The following is an 18349-nucleotide window of genomic DNA, read 5'->3' as shown; positions in this document are numbered from 1 at the left end:
CGATCAACTCGTGTCAGTTCTCAGTGCCGATCCTCGACGTCGCTCCCTCCCGACGCCTGCGGGCCGCGGGCCAGGACGCGGGGACGGATCGCGCTCCGACGCGGCGGGGGCGTCGCAGGAAAGATGGGCCGTGAACGTTGATCTTGTAGTGGTGGGCTCCGGCTTCTTCGGGCTCACCGTGGCCGAGCGCTGCGCGGCCGGACTGGGCCTCCGGGTGCTCGTCCTGGAACGCCGCGACCACATCGGCGGCAACGCCTACAGCGAGGACGAGCCCGAGACGGGCATCGAGGTCCACCGGTACGGGGCGCACCTGTTCCACACGTCCAACGAGCGCGTGTGGGAGTACGCGAACAGGTTCACCCGCTTCACCGGCTACCAGCACCGCGTGTACACGACGTTCAAGGACCGCGTGTACCCGCTGCCCATCAACCTCGGCACGATCTGCGCGTACTTCGGCCGGGCGTTCACCCCGGACGAGGCCCGCGCCCTGATCGCCGAGCAGGCCGCCGAGATCGCGCCCGGACGCGAGCCGCGCAACCTCGAAGAGAAGGCGGTCTCGCTCATCGGGCGCCCGCTCTACGAGGCGTTCATCCGCGGGTACACGGCGAAGCAGTGGCAGACCGACCCGCTCGACCTTCCGGCGGAGGTCATCACGCGGCTCCCGGTCCGGTACACGTTCGACAACCGGTACTTCGGCGACGCCCACGAGGGCCTCCCGGTCGACGGGTACACGGCGTGGCTGGAGCGGATGGCCGACCATCCGAACATCGAGGTGCGGCTCGGCGCCGACTTCTTCGACCTGCGCGACGACCTCGCCGGGCGCGTCCCCGTCGTCTACACCGGCCCGCTCGACCGCTACTTCGGCTACGCGGAGGGCGACCTCGGCTGGCGGACGCTCGACTTCGAGATGGAGGTCAAGGAGACGGGCGACTTCCAGGGCACCGCCGTGATGAACTACGCCGACGAGGACGTCCCGTACACGCGCATCCACGAGTTCCGGCACTTCCACCCGGAACGGCGCTACTACCCGGACGACCGGACCGTGATCATGCGGGAGTTCTCCCGGTCCGCCGAGCGCGGCGACGAGCCGTACTACCCCGTCAACACCGCCGCCGACCGCGCCCGCCTGCTGCGCTACCGCGAGCTGGCCCGGCGGGAGGAGGGCGTCCTGTTCGGCGGGCGCCTCGGCACCTACCAGTACCTCGACATGCACATGGCGATCGCCAGCGCGCTCGGCATGGTCGACAACCGGCTGCGCCCCCACTTCACCCAGGGCGAGCGGCTGACCGACGGAGGAGTTGACCGATGACCGACGAGAACCTGCGCGTCCTGCACCGGGTGGTCATGCCCGGGGAGCGCGACTTCGACGTCCTGAAGCTGTACGTGGACGGGAACGCGGTCTTCGGACGCCGCACCGCCGACCTGCGGAGCGCCGCCGAGCGGGTCCGCGCCGAGCAGGACGACGACGGCGGAGCGGCGGCGGCCTACCGCCCCTCGTCCAAGGACGACAGCGCCGAGATCGTCGGACGGCGCAGCATCGTCGTCCCGTCCGGGACGCGGGTGTCGTTCTGCAGCTACTTCAACGCGTTCCCCGCCGGGTACTGGCGCAGGTGGAGCACGGTCGAGGACGTCCGGCTGCGGGTCCAGGTGCGCGGCGAGGCGACGATCCTCATCTACCGCTCGACGGGCAAGGGCCACCAGGAGCGCGTCAAGTCCCTGCACGTCGACTCCGACTCGTCGGTCGAGCGGGTCGTGGACCTGCCGCTCGCGCCGTTCATCGACGGCGGCTGGTACTGGTTCGACATCGTCGCCGACGGCCGCACCGCCGTGCTCGACAGCGCGGACTGGTGCGCGTCCACCGACCGGACGACGCCCGGCACCGCCACGATCGGCATCACCACCTTCAACCGCCCGAGGTTCTGCGTCGAGCAGTTGACGGCGCTCGCCGCGTCCGGCGACGTGCTCGACGCCGTGGACGAGATCCTCGTCGTCGACCAGGGCACCGACCGCGTCGAGGACCACCCCGACTTCGCCGCCGCCGCCGACGCGCTCGGCGGCCGGCTCCGCGTCATCGACCAGGCCAACCTCGGCGGGTCCGGCGGCTTCTCCCGCGTCATGCACGAGACCGTCGAGTCGGGGCGCAGCACGTACGCGCTGCTCCTGGACGACGACGTCATCCTCGAACCCGAGGGCATCCTCCGCTCGGTGACGTTCGCCGACCTCGCGCGCGGCCCGATGCTCGTCGGCGGGCACATGCTCGACCTCTACAACCGGTCGGTGCTGCACGTGTTCGGCGAGAGCATCGCCCGCTACCGCTGGTGGATGGTGCCCGCCGCGCACACCGAGCTGTCGCACGACCTCGCCGCCCACCCGCTCCGCGACACCCCGTGGCTGCACCGCCGCGCGGACGTCGAGTACAACGCGTGGTGGATGTGCCTCATCCCGGTGGAGGTCATCCGCAAGATCGGGCTCTCGCTGCCGTTCTTCATCAAGTGGGACGACATCGAGTACGGGCTCCGCGCCAAGGCCGCCGGGTTCCCGACCGTCTCGCTGCCGGGCGCGGCGGTGTGGCACGTCCCGTGGCACTCCAAGGACGTCATGACCGACTGGCAGGCGTACTTCACCGAGCGGAACAGGATCGTCACCGCGCTCATGTACTCGCCGTACGAGCGCGGCGGCAACATGCTCAAGGAGAGCCTCTTCATCACCATCAAGCACGCGCTCGCCATGCAGTACTCCACGGCCGAGCTGATGCTGCTGGCGATCGAGGACGCGCTCAAGGGCCCGGAGGACCTGCACCCCTCGATCGTCACGAAGATGGGCGAGCTGCGGGAGCTGCGCGCCGGGTTCGTGGACGCGCAGGCCAAGTCCGACCTGGACGAGTTCCCCGCCGTCCGGCGCCGCAAGCCGCCGCGCAAGGGCCGCGACGTCGTCGCGCCGAAGAACCGGCGGGCCATGTTCCAGACGGCGCTGCTCGGCGCGGCCCGGCAGGTGAAGCCGGTCGGGCCGTTCCCGAAGACGCACCCGGAGGCGCTCGTCCCGCACGTCGACCAGACCTGGTGGCTGCTGACGAAGTTCAACAGCGCGCTCGTGTCGTCCGCCGACGGGACGAAGGTGTCCTGGTACCAGCGCGACCCGCAGCGGTTCTGGTCGCTGATCCGGCGCGCGTCGGCGCTGCACGCCCGGCTCGGCAAGGACTGGGCGCCGCTGAGCCGCCGCTACCGGGAGGCCCTGCCCGGCCTCACCTCGCCGGAGGAATGGCGCGAGACCTTCGACCGGGCGCGGCGCCGGTGACGACGGCCCCGGAGTCCGCCGTCGCGCCGGACGATCCCGAGCTGGTCGAGCCGGGCCGGGGCGGCGGGCTCGCCGACGTCCTGCGCCGCCGCTACCTGCTGCGCCTGATCGTGCGGCGCGAGCTGCGCGCCCGCTACCAGGGGTCGCTGCTCGGCCTCGGCTGGTCCTACGTCCGCCCGGCCGCGCACTTCTCCGTCTTCTACTTCGTGGCGGGCGTGTTCCTCGGGATGAGCAAGAACGTCCAGCACTTCCCGATCTTCATGTTCTCCGGGCTCGTGCTGGTCTCGTTCTTCAACGAGACGCTGATCAACACCACGCACTCGGTGCTCGGCAACGCGCCGCTCATCCGGAAGGTGTACCTGCCGCGCGAGCTGTTCCCGGTCGCGTCGCTGCTGGTGTCGTGCGTGCACCTGGTGCCGGGGGTGGCGATCGCGCTCGGCGTCGCGATCGCGTGGGGGTGGACGCCGTCCGCGCTCGCGGTCGGGTCGGCGCTGCTCGGCTTCGCGCTCGTCGCCGTGCTCGGCATCGGGCTCGGGCTGATCTGCTCAGCGCTGCACGTCTTCTACCGCGACACCGACAAGGTGGTGGACATCGCGACCCTGTTCGTCACCTGGTCCGTGCCGATGATCTACCCGTGGACGATGGTCCGCGACACCGCGCCCGGCTGGGGCCTCGACCTCTACCTCTCGAACCCGATGGCGGTCGGGGTGCTGCTGTTCGAGCGGGCGTTCTGGTGGCCGACGACCGACCGGACGCATGAGTTCCCCGCCGGGCTCACCCGGGACGCCCTCGTCCTGCTGGCGATCGCCGTCGTGCTGCTCGCGGTGGGGCAGTTCGTGTTCGCCCGGTTGCAGCGCCGCTTCGCGGAGGAGCTGTGATGCCCCGGGCCCTGGTCGTCGACGGCGTGTCCAAGCGGTTCACGCTGCGGCACGCGCGCTCGATCAAGAACATGACCGTGCGGGCGCTGCGCCGGGAGAGGCTGCGCGACCGGTTCACCGCGCTGGACGGCGTCACGCTGACGGTCGGCGTCGGCGAGGCCCTCGGGCTGGTCGGGGTGAACGGCTCCGGCAAGAGCACCCTCCTGAAGATCATCTCGGGCGTGATGCCGCCGGACGAGGGCTCGGTGCGCGTCCGCGGCCGGGTCGCCGGGCTGATCGAGGTCGGCGCCGGCCTGCACCCCGACCTCACGGGACGCGAGAACGTCTTCCTGAACGGCGCCATCCTCGGCATGGACCGTGCCGAGACGCTGAGCAAGTTCGACTCGATCGTCGCGTTCGCCGACATCGGTCAGTTCCTCGACCAGCCGGTGCGGTTCTACTCGTCCGGCATGTTCATGCGGCTGGCCTTCTCCATCGCCGTCCACACCGACCCGGACGTGTTCCTCATCGACGAGGTGCTCGCGGTCGGCGACCCGCTCTTCCGCCGCAAGTGCATCGACCGGCTCCACGAGTACCGGGACAGCGGCCGCACGATGGTGATCGTCGCGCACGACGTCACGCTGCTGCGCCAGCTCTGCACCCGCGGCGTCTTCCTGGAGGACGGCCGCGTGGTCTTCGACGGCGACATCGACACCGCCGCCGACCTGCTGCTGAAGAAGCGGGAGGAGCGCCGCCGGGCGAGCCTGCGGCGGGCGGAGGCGTCCGAGGCGGGCCGATGACCGCGCTCAGTCCGCCGCCCGCCCGGCTCCGGGAGATCGACCTGCTGCGGTTCGTCGCGGCGATGCTCGTGATGATCCACCACTATGTGGGGCGGCTCAGCGGATGGGGCGTCCAGAACCACCACAACATGCCGGGGATCGCGCAGATCGCGCACTTCGGGAACCTCGGCGTCGACCTGTTCTTCCTCATCAGCGGGTTCGTGATCCTGATGAGCGCGTGGGGACGCGGCGTCGGCGACTTCGCCGTGTCCCGGGTCGCCCGCATCTTCCCCGGCTACTGGTTCGGCGTGACGCTCGCCCTCGTCGCGTTCCTCGCCATCGGGCAGTCGCCCTGGTCGGGCCACAACCCCCTCGCCGTGTACCTGCCGAACATGACGATGTTCCAGATGGGCATCGGAGTGAACCACATGGAGGTCGTCTACTGGACGCTCTGGGTCGAGCTCCACTTCTACGTCCTGATCTCCTTGCTCGTGTGGCGCGGCATCACCTATGAGCGGTGCCTCGCGTTCATGGTCCTCTGGATCGTTCTAGGCACCTTCTCGATGGAGGCCGACTTCCTGCCGCTGGCCGCGATCCTGATGCCGCCCTGGGCCCCGTACTTCGTCGCGGGCATGGCGTTCTACCTGATCCACCGGTTCGGGCCGAACCTGCTGTTGTGGCTGGTCGTGTTCGGGTGCTGGGCGCTCGCCGTCCCGTACCGGATCGCGTCCGTCAGCCCGGAGCTCATGTGGCCGAAGGTGTGGGACGCGGTCGTCACCGGCGGCGTCACGTTCGCGTTCCTCGTCATGGCGATGGTGTCCGTCGGCATGTTCGATATCGTGCGGTGGCGCGGCTTCACCGTCCTCGGCGCGCTGACGTACCCGCTGTACCTCGTGCACGAGACCGTCGGACGCGTCCTGGACGATCTGCTCGGCGCCCACCTCGGCCGGTGGACGCTCCTCGGAGTGTCCTGCGCCGCCGCCCTCGCGTCGGCGTACCTGGTCCAGCGGTTCGTGGAGGCGCCCGCCCAGCGCTGGGCGCGCGGCAGGCTGAAGGCCGCCCTCGCCCGGCTGCGCCGGGAGGGGCTCCCGACCGTCCGCCGCCAGACCCCGTCCCGCAGTCCCGCGGAGGCCTCCCGATGACCCGTCCCCCCGCCGCCGCCGGCCCGCCGACCCGGCTGCGCGAGCTGGACCTGCTGCGCTTCGCCGCCGTCGGCTTCGTCGTCCTGCACCACTTCGCGGGCGTGCGCAGCACCGTCTGGGCCGGGCGGGACGCGCAGAAGATCTATCCCGAGCTGGCCGACGTCGCCCACTTCGGCTACCTCGGCGTGCAGCTCGTGTTCATGATCAGCGGCTTCGTCATCCTGATGTCCGCCTGGGGGCGGAACGCGGGCGACTTCGCCGTCGCGCGCGTCGTCCGGCTGTACCCGGCGTACTGGGTCAGCGTCCTGCTCAGCCTGACGCTCTACCTGGCCTGCGGGGCGGCGGTGCCGTACGGGGACGGCGCCGACCCGGTCCGGCGCGTCCTGCCGAACCTCACCATGCTGCAGGACGGCATGCACGTCGCCCCGCTCGAAGTCGTCTACTGGGCGCTCTGGGTGGAGCTGCACTTCTACGTGCTCATCGCGCTCTTCGCCCGCGTCGGCATCACGTACGCGCGGTGCGTGACGTTCATGGTCTCCTGGCTGATCATCGGGGCGTTCGCCAAGGAGGGCGGCAGCCGGATGCTGCAGGACGTCGTGCTGCCCGAGACGGCGCCCTTCTTCATCGCGGGGATGGCCTTCTTCCTGCTGCACCGGTTCGGGTCCAACATCGCGCTCTGGCTGGTCGTCGCCGCGTCGTGGGCGCTGTCGGTGCACTACCTCGTCGAGGGCGTCAGCCCGCTGAACGCGTGGAAGGGCGTCCACGAAATCGTCATTCCGGTCGTGGTCACGGTGTTCTACGCGGTCATGGCGCTGGCGGCGTTCGGACGGCTGTCGTGGCTGCGGTGGCGCCTGTTCACCGTCCTCGGCGGGCTCGCGTACCCGCTCTACCTGCTGCACGAGACGGTGGCGCGGGCGATCGTGAAGGTGTTCTTCCCGCACCCGTTCCTCGACCGGTGGACGATCCTGCCCGTCATCGTCGCGGCGGCGGTCGCCTCGGCGGCGGCCGTGCACTGGCTGGTGGAGCGTCCGGTGCAGGCGCTGATGCGGCCGCGGCTCGCGGCGGCGATGGCGCAGATCCGCGGCGGCGGCGCGCGTCCCGCCGGGCCGCCGGCCCGCCCGGAGCCGGACGGTCCGCCGGACGAGGGGGAGCGCGCGCGGCTTGACGCTCCGGCGGTCCCGCCCGCCTCGGTGCCCTAGCCTGATCATGTCGATCCCGTCCCGGCGCGGCCCCGCCGCCCCGGTCGGTCCCCCCGCCGGTCCGAAGGGTGTGTGATGCTCGCCGCGATGCCGCGACGATGGGTCGTGCCGGTGGCGGCGCTGCTGGCCGCCGCCCTGGCCCTGGCCGGATGCATGCGCTCCCAGGAATCCGGCGACCGCAAGGACGGAAGGGTCGAGGCGACGCGCCCGCCCGAAAAGGGGCGGCCGAACATCGTCTACATCCTGACCGACGACCTTTCGTGGGACCTGGTCGACTACATGCCGAACGTCAAGCGGCTGCAGCGGCGCGGGCTGACGTTCTCGAACTACTTCGTCGCGGACACGCTGTGCTGCCCGTCCCGGGCGACGATCCTGACCGGGAAATACCCGCACAACACCGGGGTCCGCAGCAACGACCCGCCCACGGGCGGTTTCCCGGTGTTCCGCGACCGCGGCAACGAGCAGGACACCTTCGCCGTCGCGTTGCGGAAGGCCGGATATCGCACCGCCCTCATGGGCAAATACCTGAACGGCTACGAGACGACGAAGCGGCAGGGGTCGTCCCGGACCTACGTTCCGCCCGGCTGGACGGAATGGCAGGTCACCGGTCTCGGATACGCGAACTACAACTACTGGCTGAACGGCAACGGGACGCTCACCCACTACGGACGCTCCCCGCGGGATTACCTGAACACCGTGCTGAGCGGCAAAGGCGTCGACTTCATCAACCGGGCGGCGGACGTCCGGCAGCCGTTCCTGCTGGAGATGTCGACGTTCTCCCCGCACGCGCCCGCGACGCCCGCGCCCGAGGACGCCCGCAAGTTCGGCAACGTCAGGGCGCCCCGCACGCCGGGGTTCAACGAGCCCGACATCGGCGACAAGCCCGGCTGGCTGCGGAAATACCCGCGGCTGCGGGCCCGGCAGGTCGGCGCCGTCGACCAGGCGTTCCGGCAGCGGGTGCGGGCCGTCCAGTCGGTGGACCGGATGATCGGCGCGCTGGAGGCGGCGGTGGAGGCCAAGGGCCTCGCCGACGACACCTATTTCGTCTTCAATTCCGACAACGGCTACCACCTCGGGCAGCACCGGCTCGTCGAGGGGAAGCTGACCGCCTACGACACCGATATCCGGGTGCCGCTGATCGTGGCGGGCCCCGGCGTCCCGGCCGGGAAGACCGAGCGGCGGTTCGCGCAGAACACCGACATCTGCCCGACCATCGAGGAAATGGCGGGGCTGCGGCCCGCCGAGTCGGCGGACGGCCGTTCCCTCGTCCCGCTGCTGCGCGGGCGGCCCGTGCCCAGTTGGCGGACGAGCGCGTTCATCGAGCACCTCGGCCCCAATTACCGGCACGACGACCCGGACCTGCCGAAACGGTACGGCGGGAACCCGCCGACCTATTACGCCGTCCGCACGGCCAACGAGCTGTACGTCGAGTACGACAACGGCGACCGCGAGTATTACGACCTCGCCCGCGATCCGTGGGAGCTGGGCAATCTGTGGACGCAGGCGCCCGAGCCGCGCAAGGCCGAACTCAAATCGCTGGTCGCCTCGTACCGCCATTGCGCGGGCGCCGAATGCCGCGACCTGTGACCCGGACGGATCACCGCCCTGGCTGCGGGCGGAGGGAGGCGCCCGCGTAGGCGCGGCAGATGCCGTCCTTGCCGCGCTTGGTGGCGACCTCCAGCAGCCCTTTCCCGTCCTCCGCGGGGAGCAGCGCCGAGCTGTAGTTGGCGCAGACGACGTCGGACTGCTCCGGCTCGGCCGGGAACGAGACACGGACGGGCGCCGGTTCCACACGCCAGTCGAGGCCCGCTCCGCCTGCGTTCGCGGCGAAGACGGTGGAGCCGCTCGCGTCCCGCGCCAGCCGCCCGCGCGCGTCCCGGACGATGCCGCCGATGAGCAGGACCGTCCCGGCCGGGCCGCCGCCGGGGACCCGGGCGACCGTGGGCGCGTGGTAGAGGCCGCGCCCGTCCGAGGTGCGCGCGGCGGCGCCGGGCGCGGCCGGGTCGCCCCAGGCCCAGCCGTCCGGCGAGCGCCGGTAGCGGACCCCGCACTTCGCATAAGGCCCGCATATCTCGTAGGCCATGAAATAGGAACCGTCCGGGAGGCGCCGGACGACGGGCATGCCCGGCCGGTCGCCGCGCCCGCGCAGGGCGACGACCGGCGTCCGCGAACCCCACGTCGCGCCGCCGTCCAGGGACAGCGCCTCCATGATGACCTGGTCGTGTCCGGGACGCGTCTCGTCGGAGTAGTAGCAGACGAGCCGTCCCCGCGCGTCGAGGGACAGCTCCGGCTCCCAGAGGCCCCGGTCCCACGGCGTCCCGGCGTCGGCGGTGGCGCAGCTCGACAGGTAGGACCAGGTGCGCCCGCCGTCCCCGCTGCGCCACACGCGCAACTCGGGCAGGCGTTCGGGGGCGTCGTTCTTCATCCCGGCCGTGCCCGCCCACAGGAGCGTCCCGGCGGGCTGCGCGCCGACCGCGCGCGGCAGTTCGAGCAGGCTGCCGCAGCAGGCGCCGCGCCCTCCGGCGGCGGCCGGGTCGTGGATCTCCGACAGCGTCCGGAACGTGCGGCCCCCGTCCGCGCTCTCGTAGAACCGCGCGGTGTCGGTGAGGCCGCCGCCCGCGCCCGTCGCGACGCCGAGCACGATCCGGCCGTCGCGCAGCCGGACGAGCCGCGGGTACATCGCCTGCCGGTCGTCCACGAGGTGCTCGGGGAAGGGGGCGAAGGCGGCGGCCGCCGGGCGGTGGGCGGGCCGGTGCGGGCGCGTGCCCGCCTCGGTCGCCGCGCACCCGGCGATTGCGACGACCGTCGCCAGTGCCGCCGCGAGCGCTCTCACGGCGTCAGGCCCTGGCTCATCCAGCGCAGCACCTGCGGCAGGACGCGCCGCCACGTCCCGAAGTTGTGGCCGCCGCTGTCCAGGACGAGGGACGACGCCCGCATCGGCGGCCTGACCAGCGACAGGAACCGCTGCGTCCCGTTCCTGTTCCCCTCCCCGACCCGGCTCGTCGTGAGCAGCACCGAGATCGGCGGCTGCGGCCGGTGCCGGAGCCGCCAGAACAGGTCGTTCTCGTTCCGGACGGCCTGGCTCCCGCCGTACAGGTCGCCGGTCGTGATGTCCTTGATCGCGCCGTAGTAGCCGGACAGCGACGCCGCCCTGGAGAACACGTCCGAGTGGCGCATGGCGAGCTTGAGCGAGCAGTAGCCGCCGGTCGACAGCCCGAGCGCGCCCCACCCGCTCGCCTCGCCGGACACCCGGTAGGCGGAGCGGACGGCCTCCGGCACGTCCTGCGTGAAGAACGTCGCCGACTGCGGGCCGCCGGGGACGTCGAGGCACTCGGTGTCGCGTCCCGGCACCGTCGAGGGGCGGAGCATGACGTACACCGTCGGCCGCACCCGCCCGGCCCGGCCCTCGTCGCGCGCCGTCTGCGGCAGCCTGACCTGCGTGACGAGGTTGCTCAGCACCCCCGGATACCCGCTGAACGCCAGCGAGACGGGGAACCGGCGGTCCTTCGCGGCGGGGTCGAAGTACTGCGGCGGCAGGTAGACGTAGGCGTGCGCGTCCAGGCCCGACCGGGCGCCGTGGATGTCGACGGTGTCGAGCCGCCCGTCCCGCTCGGGGGCGCCGCCGACCGACACCTCGGGCGCGCGGTGGACCAGTCCGGCCCCGGCCCCGCCGCGCCCCTGCTGGGGGACGATTCGGCCCGTCCCAATCCCGGCCGCGCCGACCAGTTCGTCCCACGTCGCGTAGAAACCGAAATGGCGGTTGACCAGCGTCAGCACCATCACGGTGACGAGCGCCTGGCAGAGCACCAGGACGCCCAACCTGGCGGCGACGCGCCGGACGCCGGGGCCCGCGAGCCGTCCCCAGCCCAGCGCCACGCCCGCCAGCGCGGCGGCCACGGCGACGATCAGCAGGCCCGCCAGCGGCCAGCCGGTCAGCGACACACGGGCTCCTCACACGTCGGTCGTCGTCCGCCCGACACGGGACATTACCGTCCGCACCGCCGCCATGGCCGGATGCGGCCAGGGGTATGGCACGGCGTGTCCGATCTTTCCCGCAGGTTGGCTTGGTGACCGAATTAGCGCGGGGAGTCGGGCATCGGTAGTCCTGTTCCATTGAAGAAGACGCGTGGACGCGGGAAGCTCTTTACTCTGTGCGGTGTAGAAGAACGTAGAAAACCAACCAACCCGGCCACCCCCAGGCGTTTCCATCATTCCCGCGACTCCCAGGGGTCTCTCGACGTGACGGACATGGCGAGCGGGTCCGCGATGGCGCGGCTCACACAGCCCGACCGCGTCTACGTGGGCTGGCGCTACGCGCAGGTGCACCCCGATCCGGGGCCGCCCCCGGGGCGTCCCGAGCGGCCCGAGCGGATGCCGGCGGCGGCGCCCGCGCGGCGGCCGGGCGAGCACATGGCGGCGCGCCCGCTGCGCACGGCGTTCGGCGGCGGGCTCGTCGGCGTCGTCCTGTTCCTGGTGTGCGCGGTCACGGGCGTCCTGCCGTGGGCGTTCGCGGCGGTGGCGCTGCTCGCCTGCGCGGTCGTCCTCGCCATCACCGGCGGCGCCCTGTGGCGGGACGAGCGCGGCGTCCGGGAGCGGATCGCGATCGAGCGGGACGCCGAGGAGCGCGAGCGCGCCGCCCGCGAGCGCGAGTCCGACGCGGCCGAGAAGGCCTACGCCAAGGCCAGGGCCGAGTGGGAGCGCCGCCGGTCGGCCTACGAGGGGCAGCGCGAGTGGTACCCGGTCGCCGTCCCGCCCGGCGTCGACCGGGTGGACGTCGTCGGCGGCACCCTCGCGGGCTGGTCCGCGGCCGTGACGACGATGGGCGCGGCGCGGCTCGCGGTGGGCGCGCGGCTCACCGTCATCGACCTGTCGGAGGGCGCGGTCGCGCACGACCTGCTGCGGCTCGCCGCCGACCGCGGCGACGACCCGCTCGTCTGGGTGCTGCCCGCCGACCTGCCGCGCCTGGACGTCACCCGCGGCCTGAACCGCGAGGCGCTCGCCGACGTGCTGTCCCTGGTCGTCAGCGCGGGCGAGGAGGACGGCGGCACCCGCGACCTGTCCTTCGACAACTCGATCCTGGAACGTCTCATCGAGGTGCTCGGCGCGGACGCGACGATCCCGCGCATCACCGCCGCGCTGCGCGTCCTCGCCCAGGTCGGCGACCCGCGCGACGACCTGCGCAAGGGCCTGCTCACCGACGACCAGCTGGAGCGGATCGCGACGCTTTTCGGCCGCGACGCCACCGACCGGATCGTGGTCCGCCGCGCGTGGGCGCTGGAGGCGCAGCTCCGCAAGCTGGAGAAGCTCGCCACCGAGCAGGTCCGGCTCCCGCCGTCCAGGCTGCACGTCGTGTCGATGGACCGGCGCGCGGGCGTCCTCACCAACCGCATCCTCGGCACGTACGTGACGACCGCGCTGACGCACCGGATCCGCGAGTCCCCGCCCGGCGGGCGCTGGGACCACACGCTGTTCCTCTGCGGCGCCGAGAAGCTGCGCGGCGACGTCCTGGACCGGCTCATCGACGCCTGCGAGGCCACCGGCACCGGGCTCGTGCTGATGTACCGCTCCATTCCCGGCCACGTCCGCGAGCGGCTCGGCCGCCGCGGCCACGCCGCCGTCGGCTTCATGCGGCTCGGCAACCCCGAGGACGCCCGCGTCGCCGCCGAGCACATCGGCGCCGGGCAGCCGCTGCTCGTCGCGGAGATCACCGACTCGGCGGGCGAGACGCTGTTCGACATCGCCGGCGAGAGCTACGCCAGCACGGTCGCCTACGCGCGCCCGCGCGGCGACGGCCTCACCGACCCGGTCTGGTCGCCGCTGCCCGCCCCCGCCGCCGACGACTCCGCCCTCGTCGAGGGCATCAGCTCCGCCACCGCCTGGGGCCGCACCGTCGCCGGGCGCGCCCCGGCCGCCGACCGCAAGCAGCGCTTCCGCGAACTGCTGGTCGAGCCGCCGCAGCTCCAGGAGCTGCCGCCGACCGCGATGGTCTTCACCCACTCCGGGACGACGGGCCGCCGCACCCTCCTCGTCGACGCCAACCCCGGCATCATCACGCTGCCGACCGCGCACTCGATGGAGTTCGAGGAGTACCTCCGCCACCAGGAGACCCGCGACGCGGCCGACGACGCGCCACCGGAGCCGCCGGAGCCGGCCGAGCCGCCCGCGCCCGCCGAGCCGAAGCAGCCGGACGTCGCGTCCCCGCGCCTCCCGCGCGCCCGGCACGCCCTCCCGCGCGGCGCCGCCGGTCCGCGGCCGCCACGGATCATGCCGCCGCTGAAACCGTCCGGGCGGCACAAGGCCGACCCGCCGTCCACTTCCTGATCGTGCGTTGTCGGGGGAGCGGGCGACGCGTAAGGATGCTGGGGTGACGCCGCCTGGTTCGCCGCCCCCGGGAATGCCGCCCTACGGGAGGGGCCCCGGCGTGCCGCCGGGGTCGCCGCCGCCGGGCATGCGCGGGATGACGCGCGGGACGGTCCCGGCCGCCGCCGTGCCGCCCCCCGACGAGTTCGCCCTGCCCGGCCCCTGGTACCGGATCCAGGCCATCCCGGCGCCGCAGCGGGACGCGTCGGCGGAGTGGGACTTCGTCAGCGTGCTGCCCGCCGCCCTGTCCGCCGCGCGGCTGCGCAGGCCGTTCGTCGTCGGCTGGCTGTCGGCGGGCGGCGGGTCCCCGCTCGAACTGATCACCAACGCCGGGCCGGTCGGCGGGGCGGGGGACGGGCTGCTGTTCCCGAGCGGGGCGCGCGGCGTGCCGATCGGCGACGAGTGGCTCCGCCGCGCCGAGCGGATGGCGTGGACGCGCTGCCCGGGACGCCTCGCCCCGCAGGTCGGCCGCGCCGACACCGGTCCCGGGCTGTTCGAGGCGACGCTCGTCACGCTGATGGAGCGGCCGTTCGGATGGTTCGTCGTGGCCGATCCGTGCGACGAGCGGCTCATCGACACCGAGATGCGCGAACTGCACCACGAGCTGCGGATGCTGCGCCGCGGCGAGGACGAGCAGGCCCGGCTCGCCGTCGCGCGGGCCGACCAGCGGCTCGCCGAGCTGGACGCGTTCCGCGAGGCCGGGCTGTGGCAGGTCAGGGTCGTCGCCGGGGCCGCGACGCAGGCGGAGCTCGGGCAGATCGCGCCGGTGCTCGTCGGGTCGATGGAGCTCGGCCACCACCCGTACCGGCTGCGGTCGGGGCACGGCAGCGGCTCGTTCAGCGGGATGCTGCGGCCCGGCGCGGAACCGGCCGCCGTCCGCGCGGCGGCGGAGCCGGAGCAGCGCTTCCCGTTCGTCGCGACCGCCGGGGCGCTCGCCGCGCTGGCCGGGCTGCCGCGCCGCGAGGTGCCGGGGCTGCGCGTCCTGGAGGCCGGGTACTTCGACGTCACGTCCGAGACCGTCGCGGCCGAGAGCCCGGCGGACGAGCCCGCGCAGATCGAGCTGGGCGCGATCCTCGACGGGCAGGACCGGCAGGTCGGCCGGTTCACCGTGCCGCGCTCGACGATCAACCGGCACGTGTTCGTCACCGGGGCGACGGGCGCGGGCAAGTCGCAGACCGTCCGGCACCTGCTGGAGCAGCTCACCCGCGCGGGCATCCCGTGGCTCGCGATCGAGCCCGCGAAGTCGGAGTACGCGGCGATGGCCGGGCGCATCCGGGACCTCGGCGGGCCGGTGACGGTCGTGAACCCGTCCGACCCGGAGTCGGTGCCGCTGTCGGTGAACCCGCTCGCGCCCGAGCCGGGGTACCCGGTGCAGGCGCACATCGACATGGTGCGGGCGCTGTTCCAGGCCGCGTTCGACGCCGAGGAGCCGTTCCCGCAGATCATGGCGCAGGCGCTCCAGCGCGTGTACGAGAACAACGGGTGGGACGTAGTGACCGGCGCGGGCGTGCCCGGCTCGCTGATCGAGCCCGCCGTCCCGACGCTGGAGCAGCTGCAGAACGCCGCGCTTCAGGTCATCTCCGACGTCGGCTACGGGCGCGAGCTGATGGCCGACGTGCAAGGGTTCGTGGACGTCCGGCTCCGCTCCCTGCGCATCGGCTCCGCCGGGCGGTTCTTCGAGGGTGGCCACCCCGCCGACATCGGCGGCATGCTGCGCGACAACATCGTCCTCGCCATCGAGGACGTCGCCAACGACGAGGACAAGGCGTTCCTCATGGGGACGCTCATCATCCGCATCGTCGAGCACCTCCGCATGCGCGAACGCCGCCGCGACCGCACCGACGACCCGGCGCTCCGCCACGTGATCGTCATCGAGGAGGCGCACCGGCTGCTCCGCAACCGCGGCCCGGAGCGCGGCAGCTCGCACGCCGTCGAGCTGTTCGCGGGGATGCTCGCCGAGATCCGCGCGTACGGCGAGGGCATCATCGTCGCCGAGCAGATCCCGACCAAGCTCGTCCCCGACGTGATCAAGAACACGGCGCTGAAGGTCGTGCACCGGCTGCCCGCCTTCGACGACCGCCACCAGGTCGGCGCGGCGATGAACCTCGACGCCGACCAGTCCCGCGCCGTGGTGTCGCTCCGGCCCGGCGTCGCGGCCGTGTTCGCCGACGGCATGGACCGCCCGCTGCGCGTCCGCGTCCCGCTGGGCGAGGGCCGCGAGGCGGAGCTGCCGGGACCGCCGCCGCCGGTGGACGGCCGCCGCTCCGCCGCGTGCGGCTGCGAGTGCCGGTCCGGCCGGGCCTGCACCCTGTACGAGCTGCGCGAGGCCGACCTCGTCGCCGGGAACCCCGACTGGGCGTGGCTCCGGCTGTGGGCGGACACGCTGGTGCTGGCGCACGTCGTGAACCGGCCGCTGCCCGCCGTCCCGGCCGAGCTCGGCCGCGCCTGGTCGCGGCTCGCGCCCCGGCTGCGCGAGTGCGCGCTCGCGACCGTGCTGGAACGTGCCGTGACCAGGCGGTCGCGGTCGCTGCGCACCGCGTACCCGCCCGCCGAGCTGACCGCCGCCGTCGCCGAGGTCGCCGGACGCCTGCTCGGCGGCGCGCAGGCGGGCGCCGCGCCCGGCCCGACCTGGGTCATCCCGCAGGTCAGATGGCTGCACGAGCTGGACCGGATCTTCCCCTACGGCGGCGGCACCCCGGACAAGCACGCCGCCGCCCCGCCGCTGGACTACCAGCTCCCCGGGCTGAAGCAGCCGCCCGCGCCGAAGCTCGGCCACCGGCTCCGCGCGCTGCGCCGCCACCCGCTGTCGATGGAGCTGGAGCGCAACCGCCCGCTGGCGCTCACCGCCCTCTACGGCGACGACGGCCAGGACGGCTTCTACCGCGACCTGTCCGTCGTCGCGATCGGCGTCGAGGAGGACGCCCAGATCGACGACGTCGCCGAGACGATGCGCGTCACCGACTGGCTGGAACCGGTTTTGAGCTGGGTCGAGCGCTTCATCGCGCCGTTCGAGGACCCGTCCGGCGGGCCGCCCGTCCTCGGCCAGCCCAGCGGCCAGCCCGGCGGCGAGTGACCGGGGGCCGCTAGATGTCGTCGGCGCTGCGGGCGGGCAGCCCGGCCTTCTCCGCGATCGGCGCCCAGTAGCCGATGAACTCGTTCTTGGCGTCGCTCGCCCGCTGGTTGACGTCGGCGACCTCGGAGTCGGACGGGCAGCCGGGCGCGACGTCCAGGTAGCGCTGGTTCGACTCCGACGACGCCTCAAGGGCGCGGACCAGCGCGTCCTTCATCTGGTCGCCGTTGTCGAGCGCGCTCACCTCCAGCGCGCGGGCCTTCTCCAGTTGCGCCTTGCGCGCGTCGAGGACGCGCTGGAGGCCGCTCGTCCCGCACCCGGCGACCACGACCGAGCCGAGGTCGGACCGGGTCGAGCCCATCTCCTCCAGCAGGCCGTCGACCGCCTTGGCCTGCGCGTCGAGGTCGCCGCCGCTCGCCGACTCCTCCGTCTCGGGGACGGCGCCCTGGCTCTGCAGCGTCGACGGCGCCCCGCCTCGCGTCGGCCCGGCGGACGGGCCCGACCCGCTCGGCCAGAACACGATTCCGAGCGCCAGCCCGAGCAGCAGGACGACCCCCGCCGCCGCGAGGAAGTACGGGGCCCGGCTCTTCTTCGGCGGCGCGGGCGGCTGCCAGATCGCGGGCTCCGACCACGGCTCGGCGGACAGCCGGGTGATCGTCTCGTCCGACGGCGGCATCGGCGTCGTGTAGTCGGACGGCGGCTGCCCCGGCGGGGGAGGCGTCTCCCACGGCACGGGGATCCGCGGCTCGGGCCGCGGCGCTCCCCACGGCGGCGCCGGGGGCTCGTCGCGGGTCGTCGACTCGACGCCCGGCGGTCCGTTCAGCGGCGCGTCGCAGCGCGTGCACCTCGGCAACGCCGCGGGCGTCTCGCCTCCGCAGACCGGACACCGCATGAGGCCCCCTACCCCGTGAGACACGACGGTGACAAGATACTGCCCCGCCGCCGGACGGGAACCCGTCCGCCCAAGGTCGAAACCGGGTCGTGACCGGCCGTCACACCCGCTGCCAGTTGCGCAGCGGCTGGCCGGTCCTCTTCGCCACCGGGTTCCACAGGACGACGAACTTCTTCTTCGCCGCCGTCGCCCGCTGCTCGATCGGCGCGCGGCCCGGGACCTGCGCCGCGCTCGGCTTCGGCCGGCCGTGGCAGCGCGGCTGGTTCTGCTGCGCCCACTGGAGCAGGACCTGGTCGACCTGGAGGGACGCCGTCAGCGCCTCGGTCAGCGACGCGCGGAGCCGCTCGCCGTTCGCGAGCTTGTCGACCTGGAGGTCGCGCGTCCGGACGAGCTGGTTCTGCCGCCGCTGCGCGACGATCTGGAAGCCCTGGATCGCCTGCGGCAGCGTCTTGCACTTCCCGGCCCGGCCGAGCGCCCCGGCGAGGATCCGGCGGGTGTCGACGCTGGCGTTCAGGATCGCGTTCAGCGCGGCGGCCTGCTCCTTCGTCGCGGGCGGGATCGGGTTCTTCTGCGCGACCTGCGTGTTGGACGGCGACGGATGCGCGCCGGTCTTCCCGGACGAGTCGTCCCCCGACGGCCACGCGACGTACAGCACCGCCCCCGCCGCGACCGTGACCAGCGCGGCGACGGTGGCGATCAGCGGCTTGCTCGGCCCGCCGCCGCCCGGGCGCCCGCCCTGCCCCGGCGGGTACCCGC

The 18349-nt window shown here is 73.2% G+C and carries 13 protein-coding genes; 9 read left to right on the top strand and 4 right to left on the bottom strand.

Annotated features, from left to right (window positions below; genetic code table 11):
* Positions 1-130: 130 nt before the first annotated feature.
* The 7 genes from glf (at position 131) to ACH01S_RS31380 (ending at position 8858) form a co-directional block, all read left to right on the top strand.
* Complete coding sequence (glf, locus tag ACH01S_RS31410) at positions 131-1309, top strand: UDP-galactopyranose mutase (protein ID WP_067899967.1); 1179 nt, start codon at positions 131-133, stop codon at positions 1307-1309.
* Positions 1306-3294 (top strand): glycosyltransferase, encoded by a 1989-nt coding sequence (locus ACH01S_RS31405; protein ID WP_067899964.1) that lies wholly within the window; start codon positions 1306-1308, stop codon positions 3292-3294. Before glf ends, ACH01S_RS31405 begins: the two co-directional genes overlap by 4 nt.
* Entirely contained in the window at positions 3291-4172 is an 882-nt protein-coding gene (locus ACH01S_RS31400; RefSeq protein WP_246237201.1) for an ABC transporter permease, read from the top strand. Before ACH01S_RS31405 ends, ACH01S_RS31400 begins: the two co-directional genes overlap by 4 nt.
* A complete protein-coding gene (locus ACH01S_RS31395) occupies positions 4172-4951 on the top strand; it encodes an ABC transporter ATP-binding protein (RefSeq protein WP_067899961.1) in 780 nt (259 codons plus the stop codon). Before ACH01S_RS31400 ends, ACH01S_RS31395 begins: the two co-directional genes overlap by 1 nt.
* A complete protein-coding gene (locus tag ACH01S_RS31390; RefSeq protein ID WP_067899959.1) occupies positions 4948-6072 on the top strand; it encodes an acyltransferase family protein in 1125 nt (374 codons plus the stop codon). The genes ACH01S_RS31395 and ACH01S_RS31390 overlap by 4 nt, the downstream gene beginning before the upstream one ends.
* Entirely contained in the window at positions 6069-7271 is a 1203-nt protein-coding gene (locus ACH01S_RS31385) for an acyltransferase family protein (RefSeq protein ID WP_067899956.1), read from the top strand. Before ACH01S_RS31390 ends, ACH01S_RS31385 begins: the two co-directional genes overlap by 4 nt.
* An 87-nt stretch (positions 7272-7358) precedes the next feature.
* Complete coding sequence (locus tag ACH01S_RS31380; protein ID WP_169809391.1) at positions 7359-8858, top strand: sulfatase family protein; 1500 nt, start codon at positions 7359-7361, stop codon at positions 8856-8858.
* Positions 8859-8868: 10 nt separating this feature from the next.
* Here the strand turns inward: ACH01S_RS31380 and ACH01S_RS31375 are convergent, their stop codons facing one another.
* Together ACH01S_RS31375 and ACH01S_RS31370 are read right to left on the bottom strand one after the other, a co-directional pair.
* The gene (locus tag ACH01S_RS31375; RefSeq protein ID WP_067899949.1) at positions 8869-10104 is read right to left on the bottom strand and encodes a sialidase family protein; all 1236 of its coding nucleotides are present in this window, start codon (positions 10102-10104) and stop codon (positions 8869-8871) included.
* On the bottom strand, positions 10101-11213 hold the full coding sequence (locus ACH01S_RS31370) for an alpha/beta hydrolase (protein WP_067899946.1): 1113 nt from the start codon (positions 11211-11213) through the stop codon (positions 10101-10103). Before ACH01S_RS31370 ends, ACH01S_RS31375 begins: the two co-directional genes overlap by 4 nt.
* 306 nt (positions 11214-11519) lie before the next feature.
* Here ACH01S_RS31370 and ACH01S_RS31365 point away from each other — a divergent pair, with 306 nt between their 5' ends.
* On the top strand, positions 11520-13592 hold the full coding sequence (locus ACH01S_RS31365; RefSeq protein WP_067899943.1) for a hypothetical protein: 2073 nt from the start codon (positions 11520-11522) through the stop codon (positions 13590-13592).
* A gap of 43 nt (positions 13593-13635) precedes the next feature.
* On the top strand, positions 13636-16704 hold the full coding sequence (locus ACH01S_RS31360) for an ATP-binding protein (protein WP_246237202.1): 3069 nt from the start codon (positions 13636-13638) through the stop codon (positions 16702-16704).
* Between the two features lie 10 nt (positions 16705-16714).
* Here the strand turns inward: ACH01S_RS31360 and ACH01S_RS31355 are convergent, their stop codons facing one another.
* The gene (locus tag ACH01S_RS31355) at positions 16715-17554 is read right to left on the bottom strand and encodes a hypothetical protein (RefSeq protein WP_067899940.1); all 840 of its coding nucleotides are present in this window, start codon (positions 17552-17554) and stop codon (positions 16715-16717) included.
* Positions 17555-17693: 139 nt separating this feature from the next.
* Positions 17694-18349 (bottom strand): hypothetical protein (locus ACH01S_RS44655; protein ID WP_169809390.1); only part of this gene is annotated, 656 nt, incomplete at its 5' end.

It is taken from the genome of Actinomadura chibensis NBRC 106107, from assembly GCF_001552135.1.
GTDB classification, from domain to species: domain Bacteria; phylum Actinomycetota; class Actinomycetes; order Streptosporangiales; family Streptosporangiaceae; genus Spirillospora; species Spirillospora chibensis.
Note: the sequence above shows the minus strand (reverse complement) of the source record. Positions and strands in the feature narration are given on the sequence as shown.

What these genes read in the sequence shown, in the direction of transcription:
- ACH01S_RS31405 (WP_067899964.1), top strand. Translation starts at nt 1,306, where the DNA reads ATGACCGACGAGAACCTGCGCGTCCTGCACCGGGTGGTCATGCCCGGG.
- ACH01S_RS31395 (WP_067899961.1), top strand. Translation starts at nt 4,172, where the DNA reads ATGCCCCGGGCCCTGGTCGTCGACGGCGTGTCCAAGCGGTTCACGCTG.
- ACH01S_RS31390 (WP_067899959.1), top strand. Translation starts at nt 4,948, where the DNA reads ATGACCGCGCTCAGTCCGCCGCCCGCCCGGCTCCGGGAGATCGACCTG.
- ACH01S_RS31385 (WP_067899956.1), top strand. Translation starts at nt 6,069, where the DNA reads ATGACCCGTCCCCCCGCCGCCGCCGGCCCGCCGACCCGGCTGCGCGAG.
- ACH01S_RS31380 (WP_169809391.1), top strand. Translation starts at nt 7,359, where the DNA reads ATGCCGCGACGATGGGTCGTGCCGGTGGCGGCGCTGCTGGCCGCCGCC.
- ACH01S_RS31365 (WP_067899943.1), top strand. Translation starts at nt 11,520, where the DNA reads ATGGCGAGCGGGTCCGCGATGGCGCGGCTCACACAGCCCGACCGCGTC.